Annotated in this window: 10 protein-coding genes; all 10 read left to right on the top strand. The window is 58.5% G+C overall.

Features of this window, described 5'->3' with window-relative positions:
• Window positions 1-411: 411 nt before the first annotated feature.
• The 10 genes from BW43_RS18110 (at window position 412) to BW43_RS18155 (ending at window position 10013) form a co-directional block, all read left to right on the top strand.
• Window positions 412-1596, top strand: a complete 1185-nt coding sequence (locus tag BW43_RS18110; RefSeq protein WP_032885962.1) for a thiolase family protein — start codon at window positions 412-414, stop codon at window positions 1594-1596.
• A 503-nt stretch (window positions 1597-2099) separates the two neighbouring features.
• Window positions 2100-2621 carry a fimbrial protein gene (locus tag BW43_RS18115; protein ID WP_032885959.1) on the top strand — a complete coding sequence of 174 codons (522 nt, stop codon included), beginning with the start codon at window positions 2100-2102 and terminating at the stop codon, window positions 2619-2621.
• Window positions 2622-2671: 50 nt separating this feature from the next.
• Complete coding sequence (locus tag BW43_RS18120; RefSeq protein ID WP_032885957.1) at window positions 2672-3232, top strand: fimbrial protein; 561 nt, start codon at window positions 2672-2674, stop codon at window positions 3230-3232.
• Window positions 3233-3252: 20 nt separating this feature from the next.
• Window positions 3253-5856 (top strand): outer membrane usher protein, encoded by a 2604-nt coding sequence (locus BW43_RS18125; protein WP_155989956.1) that lies wholly within the window; start codon window positions 3253-3255, stop codon window positions 5854-5856.
• Window positions 5853-6614 carry a fimbria/pilus periplasmic chaperone gene (locus BW43_RS18130; protein WP_032885955.1) on the top strand — a complete coding sequence of 254 codons (762 nt, stop codon included), beginning with the start codon at window positions 5853-5855 and terminating at the stop codon, window positions 6612-6614. The genes BW43_RS18125 and BW43_RS18130 overlap by 4 nt, the downstream gene beginning before the upstream one ends.
• 17 nt (window positions 6615-6631) lie before the next feature.
• The gene (locus BW43_RS18135; protein ID WP_032885954.1) at window positions 6632-7213 is read left to right on the top strand and encodes a fimbrial protein; all 582 of its coding nucleotides are present in this window, start codon (window positions 6632-6634) and stop codon (window positions 7211-7213) included.
• A 10-nt stretch (window positions 7214-7223) separates the two neighbouring features.
• Window positions 7224-7718: a fimbrial protein gene (locus BW43_RS18140; RefSeq protein ID WP_032885952.1), complete on the top strand. Its 495-nt coding sequence runs from the start codon at window positions 7224-7226 to the stop codon at window positions 7716-7718.
• A gap of 25 nt (window positions 7719-7743) precedes the next feature.
• Window positions 7744-8223 (top strand): fimbrial protein, encoded by a 480-nt coding sequence (locus BW43_RS18145; RefSeq protein WP_032885951.1) that lies wholly within the window; start codon window positions 7744-7746, stop codon window positions 8221-8223.
• 11 nt (window positions 8224-8234) lie between these two features.
• The gene (locus BW43_RS18150) at window positions 8235-8771 is read left to right on the top strand and encodes a fimbrial protein (protein ID WP_032885949.1); all 537 of its coding nucleotides are present in this window, start codon (window positions 8235-8237) and stop codon (window positions 8769-8771) included.
• Between the two features lie 282 nt (window positions 8772-9053).
• Complete coding sequence (locus tag BW43_RS18155; protein ID WP_032885948.1) at window positions 9054-10013, top strand: fimbrial protein; 960 nt, start codon at window positions 9054-9056, stop codon at window positions 10011-10013.
• Window positions 10014-10074: the final 61 nt, after the last annotated feature.

The following is a 10074-nucleotide window of genomic DNA, read 5'->3' as shown; positions in this document are numbered from 1 at the left end:
TTTAGGGCCGCTTCGCAGCCCAGCGCAGGGCAAGCCTGCTCACCACAAAGGTTGTGTTCGCCATCAGGTATAGGCTCACCGCAAAGAGCCTATTCACCTCAACAATCGACCCCACCCGTGCGGGTTGAGGAGAGCAGGATTTTTTGCGGTGATTGTGCTTTTTGTGGTGACCCGGCTGTGTGTGGTGATTTTGCTTTTTATGGTGAGCTGCCGTTGTGTGGTGTGTGGTGACTTTGCTTTTTGTCGTGAGCAGGCTTGCCCAGCGCCGGGGCGCGAAGCGGTCCCACCCCAAAGCCCCACTGCTTCAGCCAGCCATGGTTTTGTATATGCCGGGTGAATGATCATCGCGGTTGCCTGGGCCTGGATCTATCCTCGATCCATCGCCCAACAACCAGAAGATCGAGGTAGCCCATGCGTGAAGTAGTCATCGTCGACAGCGTACGAACCGGCCTGGCCAAGTCCTTTCGCGGCAAGTTCAACCAGACCCGTCCGGATGACATGGCGGCTCATTGCGTCAACGCGCTGCTCACCCGCAACGGCATCGACCCGGCGACGGTTGAAGATTGCATCGTCGGCGCGGGCTCCAATGAGGGGGCCCAGGGCTACAACATCGGGCGTAACGTGGCGGTACTGTCGCAACTGGGCACTGGCACGGCGGGCATGACCCTCAACCGTTTCTGCTCATCGGGCTTGCAGGCGATTGCCATCGCTGCCAACCAGATCGCCTCGGGCTGCAGCGACATCATCGTCGCCGGTGGCGTCGAGTCCATCAGCCTGACCATGAAAAGCGTCAACACCGACAACCTGATCAACCCGCTGCTCAAAGAGCGAGTACCGGGCATTTACTTCCCCATGGGCCAGACCGCCGAAATCGTCGCGCGCCGCTACAACGTCAGCCGCGAAGAACAGGATCTCTACGCCCTGCAAAGCCAGCAACGTACCGCCCAAGCCCAGGCCGATGGTTTGTTCAATGACGAAATCGTGCCGATGGCGGTCAAGTATAAGGTCGAGGACAAAAACACCGGCGCGGTGCAGATTCTCGACGGCGTGGTCGATCGCGACGACTGCAACCGCCCCGACACCACCCTGGCGAGCCTGCAAGGCTTGAAACCAGTGTTCGCCGAGGACGGCTCGGTGACAGCGGGTAACTCGTCGCAACTGTCCGACGGCGCCTCGATGACCCTGGTGATGAGCCTGGAAAAAGCCCTGGAACTGGGGCTCAAGCCCAAGGCGTTTTTCCGTGGCTTCACCGTGGCTGGCTGCGAGCCGGACGAAATGGGCATCGGTCCGGTGTTCTCAGTGCCCAAGCTGCTCAAGGCGCGTGGCTTGCAAGTGGCGGATATCGACCTGTGGGAACTCAACGAAGCGTTTGCCTCGCAGTGCCTGTACGCGCGCAATCGTCTGGAAATCGACAACGCCAAATACAACGTCAACGGCGGATCGATTTCCATCGGCCACCCGTTCGGCATGACCGGTTCGCGGCAAGTGGGGCATCTGGTGCGTGAGTTGCAACGGCGTAACCTGCGTTACGGCGTCGTCACCATGTGCGTGGGCGGCGGCATGGGCGCCACCGGTTTGTTTGAGGTCGCACGCTAGTCACTTGAGTTTCGCGCTTCGGGTCGTTCGTACTCGATCAATGCAGAGGGGGGCTTGTCCTCCCTTTGCGCATCTGCTGTTCAGTTATCTCAAAACCGCACTTTTAGTTGCTTGCTTAGTTGGGTTTTCCAACGGGAGCGGTGATTTTTTAGTGCCTGTAATCTCATTCTTACAGATATAATCTTGGTTAAAATATTCTCATTAATCTGCGTGTAGTCTAATTCCTTCAGCACTTTTTAAAGTTTTGGCAGATTGCCATGTTTTTCCTGCGAGTGTTAGTGGCTCACGGCTACTTCGTTAAGGGAAATGGACGGCTTACTTGTTTGTGCGTCATGTACAAACTTTCCCCGTGTTGAGCGGTGTCGCGAATTGCAATGCAATAAGTTGGAAAAACAACTTGGCGGTCACCGACTTAATGGCACGGGTCACACCGTTCGTTTAATCAGTCCTGCGCTGACGCGTTGCAGGACGCCTTATGACATTTGATAAGTGGGAAATTGTGAATGAAAACTAAACTGAAAACTGTGCTCTTGGCTGTCGGCGTTTTGGCGGGGACTGCGTCCGTTGCTCAGGCCGCGGATGGAACGGTCACGTTTCTGGGCTCGGTACATTCGGGCGCCTGCTCCATCAAACCTGACTCCGTCGATCAGACCATCCGACTGGGTGCGATCGCCAAACACCAGTTGGAATCAGGCGGCAAGTCCGAGGCCCGTCGTTTGCTGATCGAGCTTGAAGGCTGCGACTTGTCCAACCTCACCGACAATACCGTCACCACGACCTTCACGGGAGCACCTTCCAGCGTTGTTCCAGGGGCGATCGGCACGGTGGGTGGCGCCGGCGGCGTGGGCATCATGATGACCCACGGCGGTGACGTGGTTGAGCTTGGCGTTCCTACAACTCCGCAGATCATTGCTGCCGGCAATAACACGCTGGAGTTCGGGGCTTACGTCCAAGGTGCCGCCACGGGCGCCATCACTCCTGGCGATTTCAGCGCAGTCACCAATTTCACCTTGGCTTATCAGTAAGTGTTTCCCCCGCCACCGCGGGTGGCGGGGGACGCTGTCGGGAGATCCAGGTGAAAACATTCATGCGTTTCGCTATCGCTTCTTCACTAACGACGTTGGTCTGCCCTTACGTTTTTGCGCAAGAGGCCTCGCAGGGCGAGGGCGTTGTCCTGCTTGGAGGACAAGTCGTCGACTCAGCCTGCGGGTTGGAGCTGGCCAGTATCGACCAGACCATCGAGATGCCACCAGAGCCGGTTGGCCGGCTTTTACGTAACACGCGCGGAGAAGACCATCCCTTCCAGTTGCGCCTGATCAATTGCTCGTTGACTCGGCCGGACCCGTTGCGCCCGGGGGTAACTCTGCCTGATTGGGAGCATATGCGAGTGACGTTTGACGGGCCCACCGACAGGCTAGGGCTCTCCTTTGCGGTGTTTGGCGACTCGCAGGGGGTCGCCCTGCACATTGTGGACGCCGCCGGCGAAGAGAGTATTCCGGGTCAGCGGATGGCACCGACACCGTTGGCGGAGGGCGATATGACACTCAACTACAGATTCTATCTGGTCGGCAATGGACTGCCGCTGGTGGCGGGACCCCACAGCGCCGCAGTGCGGTTCAAGTTGGAATATTTTTGAACATTGATGGGCAGGCATGCATGTTGAATACGGCGAAGATCAAAAATACGCTGCGCCCGGGCCTGTTTGGTGGGCTTATATCACTGGCGGGAAGTGCATTGGGCGCCGCAGATATCGAGTTTAATACGGACGTTCTTGACCTGATTGATCGCACTAATATTGACTTGTCTCAGTTTGCGCGCAGCGGGTTTATTTTACCCGGCACTTATTCGATGGTTGTGCAGATAAACGGTCAGCCTATTGCTGAACAACCGGTGGCGTTCTATCCGCCCGATAATGATCCCAAGGGTAGCCAGGCCTGTTTGTCCCACAGTCTTGTGGAACAGTTGGGCCTTAAAGTGTCCGAAGCCGACAAACTGGCATGGTGGAAAGGCGGCGAGTGCCTGGACATTCAAAGTTTGCCTGGCATGGACGTCCAGGGTGATCTGGCCAGCTCCACGCTGAGCATCAACTTGCCCCAGGCATACCTTGAGTACAGCGCCATCAACTGGGATCCGCCTTCACGCTGGGATGAAGGCGTGCCGGGGCTGTTGATCGATTACAGCCTGACGGCGCAGTCCAACTATCAACGAAACGACGGTAACCGCAAAAACCTCAGTGGCAATGGCACCGTGGGGGCTAACGCCGGTGCCTGGCGCCTCAGGGCGGACTGGCAAGGGCGCGTCGAGAGCGGCCGACAAGAAGCCGCAGGGCCTCAAAAGCTGGAGTGGAGCCGCTACTACGCGTATCGCGCTATTCCGGCGTTGAGAGCGCGCCTGTTAGTGGGTGAGAACTACCTGTATTCGGATCTGTTTGACAGCTTCCGCTTTACCGGTGCCGCGCTGAACTCTGATGAAAGCCAGTTACCACCCAACCTGCGTGGTTACGCGCCGGAAGTTGTCGGGGTGGCCAAAACCAATGCGAAAGTCATCATCAGCCAGCAGGGGCGCGTGCTCTACGAAACCCTGGTGGCGGCAGGCCCCTTTCGCATTCAGGACTTGCAGGACGCGGTGACGGGCAAGTTGGACGTGCGGATCGAAGAACAGGATGGCGTGGTAAACAGCTTCCAGATCGACACGGCGGGTGTTCCCTACCTGACGCGTCCGGGCCAAGTGCGTTACAAGCTGGCCGCGGGTCGACCGTCCAATCTGCAATACGGCGCGGATGGCGACTTTTTCGGTACCGGGGAGTTTTCCTGGGGGATCAGCAATGGCTGGTCGTTGTTCGGCGGCGGCATGACCGACAACAACTACCGAGCCTTGTCCGTGGGCGCAGGGCGCGACTTGCTGGCGTTCGGCGCCGTTTCGCTGGACGTGACGCAGTCGCGCGCCCATGTGTGGAACGAGACGCTCTCGGGTAAATCCTACCGCCTTCAATACTCCAAGAACTTTGAAGAGTATGACAGCCAGGTGACCTTCGCCGGTTACCGGTTTTCCGAGAAGAATTTCTTGAGTATGAGTGAGTACCTGGACGCCCGGCATTACGGGTTGAACGGCGAACTCGGCGGGCGCGGCGATTATCGCGATTCAAGCGAGGGCTGGAAGCCTATTGGCGGCAGCAAGGCGCTTTATACGGTGACGGTCAACAAACAGTTTCGTGACCTGGGCGCTACCGTCTACGCCAGTTACCACAAGCAAACCTATTGGGACCGGCCGGACACTCAGCGTTGGAACCTGTCGTTGTCGCGTTACTTCAATCTGGGCACGGTCAAGAATATGAACCTGTCCCTGAATATGTATCGCACCCAGGAATACAACTACAACGACAACGGCATGGCGCTGACGGTCAGCCTGCCGTTTGGACGCACCGGCACCCTGTCGGCGGATGCCAACAGGGCCGCCGGCAAGAACACCTTTGCAACCCGCTACAGCGATCGGATCGATGAGCGCAACAGCTACCAGCTCAGTGCCAGCAATGCCTACGGCAGTGGGTATCTGAGTCATATGGGGGATCAGGCCGACATCGATATCAGCGCCAGTACGCAAGAGGGTGGCTACAGCAGCCTGGGTGTGTCTGCCCGTGGTGGTGGCACGCTCACGGCCCACGGTGCGGCTCTGCACCGTACCACCAGCACCGGCGGCACGCGCCTGATGATCGATACCGGTGGGGTGCCCGATGTACCTGTTCGCGGTTACGGCTCACCGACTCGCAGTAACGTCTTTGGCAAGGCTGTCATCTCCGACATCAGCAGCTACCAGCGTACGGTGGCCAGCGTTGATCTGGAGCGCTTGCCGAGCAATGTCGAAGCGACTGAGTCGGTCACGCAGTTAACGCTCACCGAAGGAGCGATTGGTTACCGCGCGCTGGATGTGATTGCCGGCGAAAAAGCCATGGCCATTCTGCGCCTGCCGGATGGCAGTTCACCGCCCTTCGGCGCGACGGTGAAGAACATGAAGCAACAGGACACCGGGATTGTGAATGACAGCGGCAGTGTCTACCTGAGTGGCTTGCGGGCTGGCGAGCAGATGGTCGTCAGTTGGGGCGGCGACGAACAATGCGTCCTTACGCTTCCCGCCATCCTGCCCGTTGATGGTTTGACGGACACCTTGCAACTGGGCTGCCACAGGATCGCCGCAACCCCATCTTTGCCCGGGCCAGCCACGCTGACCGGGGAACTTATTGATACGGAGAACACAGCCTCATGATGCTTGATATGCGCCTCACCCCTCCGGCTTTCGCGCTCCTGGCTCTGGGTTTGAGCCAGAGCGCCGGCGCCGCCGTCGGCCTGGACCGTACCCGCGTGATTTTTGATGGCGGCAAAGATGCCACCAGCGTGAGCATTACCAACAACAATACCCAGCTGCCGTATCTGGCCCAAGGCTGGATTGAGGATGAGGCGGGTAAAAAAATCACCTCGCCCTTGATCGTGCTCCCGCCGGTTCAACGCTTGGAGCCTGGTAAACAAAGCCAGGTGAAAGTTCAGGCTTTACCGGCAGCCAAGTCGTTACCGCAGGATCGGGAGACGGTCTACTACTTCAACTTGAGGGAAATCCCGCCGCGCAGCGATAAATCCAACACCCTGCAAATTGCATTGCAGACCCGCATCAAGTTGTTCTATCGACCACAAGCTATTACGCCAAGCCAGCAAGACCTGTCCAACCCCTGGCAGCAGAAACTGACCCTGACCCGCGAAGGCGATCAATACCGGGTTAACAACCCGACGCCTTATTACGTGACCCTAGTGGATGCGCGCAGCAGCAAGGACGGCAAAACCGCGCCGGGCTTCGCGCCGCTGATGATCCCGCCCAAAGACGCATTGACCTTGGGCCCCACGGCCAGCGCACTGGGTACGGCCCCTTACCTGGCCTATGTGAATGATTACGGCGGCCGTCCGCTTCTGGCCTTCACCTGCAATGGCAACACGTGCCAGGTGAACACGCAGGCCGCATTGCCGAAAGAGTAATGCGGCTGGAGAACGTCATGAAATCGAACAATGTGAAGGTCTTGGGCAGCTTGTTGTGGATCCTGGCGATGGGCGTACACGCCGAGGATGACGAGGATATTGAAGGTATGAGCGGGATGCTGAATGTGCTCGGGTCCATGCATGAATCGCCTTGCAGCCTGGAGATGGCGTCACTGCATCAAACGGTTGATCTGGACGCCGTGTCGAGCAGCCAGCTGCAGCGGCCCGGTGACCAGGCGACTGCAAAGGCTTTTCAACTGCGCTTTACCGATTGCCAGCGCACCGCCGGCCGCGTGCGCAGTGAACGCACCGGCAACCTGGTATGGAGTGCCTACCAACCCGTGCTGTCGGTGGCGTTTTCTGCGCCTGCCGATCCCGATGATCCACGGCTGGTCAAAGTGCAAGGCATCACCGGGATGGGCCTGCAATTGACCGACGCCCTGGGCCGGGACGTCCAGTTGGGTTCAAGGGGCGAAGCTTTGTTTCTGCCCGTGGGACGCAACATTCAGACCTGGCACGTACGGCCCACACGCACCGCTGCGCCACTGACCAGTGGAGCATTCAGGGCCGTGGTGGATTTCAGGCTCAACTATGAGTAAGGGCAGAGCGATGGATAGACCAATCAGCCCACGGGCCGTTCTGATCGCTGTTTGCCTGATAGGGGCCGTCAGCCAGAGTGTGCAGGCACAGACCAATTTGACGATTCGCGCGGTCATCATTGCCCCTCCGCCGTGTGTCATTAACAGTGGCAATACGCTGGACGTGCCGTTTGGCAATGACTTGCAGACGTCACGGGTGGACGGGGTGAATTATCGTCGCGATGTGCCGTACACCGTCACCTGCAGCGCTCCCCACAGCAATGCGTTGACCCTGGCGCTCAACGGCACAGGCGCCTCGTTTGACAGCCGCGTGCTCTCTACGCGCAAGGCGGACCTTGGGGTCAAGCTGTTCGTGAACGGCGCTGACTGGCCGCTCAACACCCGGGTGAACTTTACCTATCCCAATTTCCCGGTGGTGCAGGCGGTGCCCGTCAAACGCGCGGGCAGCCAACTGAGCGGCGGGGCGTTCGATGCCGCTGCGACCCTTGTGGTCGATTACCAATGACGGCGACCTATATGAGGAACGACCAATGAAGGTTTGGCCACAGCGAGCATTGCTCGCGCTGTGCTCCATCGGCCTGTGCAATGTTGCATCGGCCAACCTGACGTTCAGCGGTACGTTGAACGAGCCGCCACCCTGCACGATTGAAGGTGGCAAGACCATTGAAGTCGACTTTGGCGACGTCGGGGTCAAGCGCATTGATGGTGTGAAATACCGAAAAGGTATCGGTTACGCGATTAATTGCGGCACCGACACGTTGCCGTGGGCGTTGAAGTTGAGTGTCAACGGCACCCCCACCGCGTTTGATGGCTCTGCCGTGCAGACCAGCGTGCCGGCGCTGGGTATTCGGGTTTTTCAGAACAGCCTGCCATTGCCCCTCAATACGCCAATGGACATCACCCTGTCGTCACCGCCGACATTGGAAGTCGTTCCGGTGCAACAGCCCGGGGCAGTCCTGACGCCGGCCCGTTTTACGGCGGTGGCCACGTTGTTGGCCGAATACCAGTAGGAGCTGAGTCGATGCGATATGAAATTGTGCATAAGGGTGCGTTGGCAGTGCTGCTCGTCCTCGGCCTGACCCCCTTGGGGTATGCGGCGGACAACCTGAGCTTCAAGGGCAACCTGGTTGAAGAGGCCTGCACACTGCGCCCCGGTGACGAGGCCGTAACGCTGGAATTGTGGGACCTGACCAGCAAATACCTCTATCTCAACACGCGATCCGTGGGCAAGCGTTTCAGGCTGCACCTGGAGGATTGTGACACCACGATCGGCGACTCGGTGACCATCATGTTCGGCGGCACGGAAAACACCGCGCTGCCTGGTTTGCTCGCGCTCGATGGCGGCAGTGGTGCCTCGGGGATCGGGGTGGGCATGGAAACGCTGAGTGACAAGCCCTTGCCCTTGAATGCCGTCAGCGACAGGCAACTGCTGAGCGATGGCAGCAATGTCATTGAGCTCAAGGCCTACGTACAGGGCGAGCCGAATGCGATCAGGGATCAAACCATCGGGCACGGCGCGTACACGGTGACCTCCACTTTTACATTGGACTATCCGTAATCGTTCACAGCTGAAAGTGGCCTTGGCTAACCTCCAGCGCCTCCGGGGGGGGGCTGCAAGGCACGGTGTGACGTGCGATGAGTATTCGGATTTTTCACGACAGCTTGCCAGTGCCCCTCATTACGTCAGTGGACATCACCTTTTCGTCACTGCCGACATTGAAGGTGGTGGCAGTGCACATAAAAAGCCTCAGGCGAACCTCAACGCTCTCTCGGGCGGCTTTGACGCACACGGTGAAAGCGCGTTGGGCCACGCGGGGAGACAGGCAAAGAGAGATTAGAAATGAAACGATTATTTGGAACCACGGTGCTTCTCGTCTTGATTGGCGTGACTACAAACTTGCGCGCTGCTGAGTGCCGGGTAGACGGTGGGGCGTGGATAGGCGGAAACCCTAACCTGCAGGTTCCCGTCAGGGTTCAGGCGGATGCTGATAAGACACGTATCATGCTTGAGGGCGCGAATCTGGAGTGCAGGTTTAAACCCTTCCCGGGCTTTCCTCCCTCGAGAGAGGACTACTGGCGAACCTCGACCAGTGTCGGTTCGGCCTGGACTCCAGGCCCAAAGTTTGCCGCCCAAATCACCGGCCTTCGTATAAATGGAGCGTTTTACAACAATCCCGTTCCCAACGGCATTTATATCGCCACGATGCCCAATAACCTCATCGGTTATCCCATCAATGTGACCCCTTACATCATGCTGCGTAACAATCCCAGCAACCCCATCGACATTCGCGTAGGGGACGCCCTCGGCGTGCTGCGTCTGCAGCAGACAAACAATTACGACACATCCTCGGCGAGTCTGACGGTCACTTATTACGCCGCCAACAATTTCACCATCTCGCCCTCAACCTGCACGATCAACAATAACAACCCGATCGAAATCAACTTCGGCGACGTCCACCAACGGGCAATCGGCACCGATCCGCTGTCAACGTCCGTGGTCAGTAACCGCAGACTCACTTACTCCTGCCCGGACGGCGGAATCAACACACCGATCACCATTACTTATAAAGGCACGCGCTCCTCGTTCGACTCGCGGCTGTTGCTCATGAGCAATGCCGACGTGGGCACGGCGCTCGTGCGCGGCGGGGCTGCGGTAGCCGTTAACGGTTCATTCCTCACCCGAATCACCAACAGTGTGGGCGGAGACGATGTGACGTTTTCGCTGGTGCGGCGAACCGGCTCACTGCCGACTCCGGGGGCTATCAGCGGCAGCGGTGTACTGGTGATGGGGGTGCCATGACTCGGTCTGCGGCAGATGAATGATCGATACCCAAAACACACCGCATCGCCCTAGAATGCCA

The sequence above is a fragment of the Pseudomonas sp. RIT357 genome (assembly GCF_000632245.1).
Classification (GTDB): Bacteria; Pseudomonadota; Gammaproteobacteria; order Pseudomonadales; family Pseudomonadaceae; genus Aquipseudomonas; species Aquipseudomonas sivasensis.
Note: the sequence above shows the minus strand (reverse complement) of the source record. Positions and strands in the feature narration are given on the sequence as shown.

Bases quoted from the DNA above. Each gene is read 5' to 3' on its own strand.
- BW43_RS18110 (WP_032885962.1), top strand. From the start codon at position 412: ATGCGTGAAGTAGTCATCGTCGACAGCGTACGAACCGGCCTGGCCAAG.
- BW43_RS18130 (WP_032885955.1), top strand. From the start codon at position 5,853: ATGATGCTTGATATGCGCCTCACCCCTCCGGCTTTCGCGCTCCTGGCT.
- BW43_RS18140 (WP_032885952.1), top strand. From the start codon at position 7,224: ATGGATAGACCAATCAGCCCACGGGCCGTTCTGATCGCTGTTTGCCTG.
- BW43_RS18155 (WP_032885948.1), top strand. From the start codon at position 9,054: ATGAAACGATTATTTGGAACCACGGTGCTTCTCGTCTTGATTGGCGTG.
- BW43_RS18150 (WP_032885949.1), top strand. From the start codon at position 8,235: ATGCGATATGAAATTGTGCATAAGGGTGCGTTGGCAGTGCTGCTCGTC.
- BW43_RS18115 (WP_032885959.1), top strand. From the start codon at position 2,100: ATGAAAACTAAACTGAAAACTGTGCTCTTGGCTGTCGGCGTTTTGGCG.
- BW43_RS18135 (WP_032885954.1), top strand. From the start codon at position 6,632: ATGAAATCGAACAATGTGAAGGTCTTGGGCAGCTTGTTGTGGATCCTG.
- BW43_RS18145 (WP_032885951.1), top strand. From the start codon at position 7,744: ATGAAGGTTTGGCCACAGCGAGCATTGCTCGCGCTGTGCTCCATCGGC.
- BW43_RS18125 (WP_155989956.1), top strand. From the start codon at position 3,253: ATGTTGAATACGGCGAAGATCAAAAATACGCTGCGCCCGGGCCTGTTT.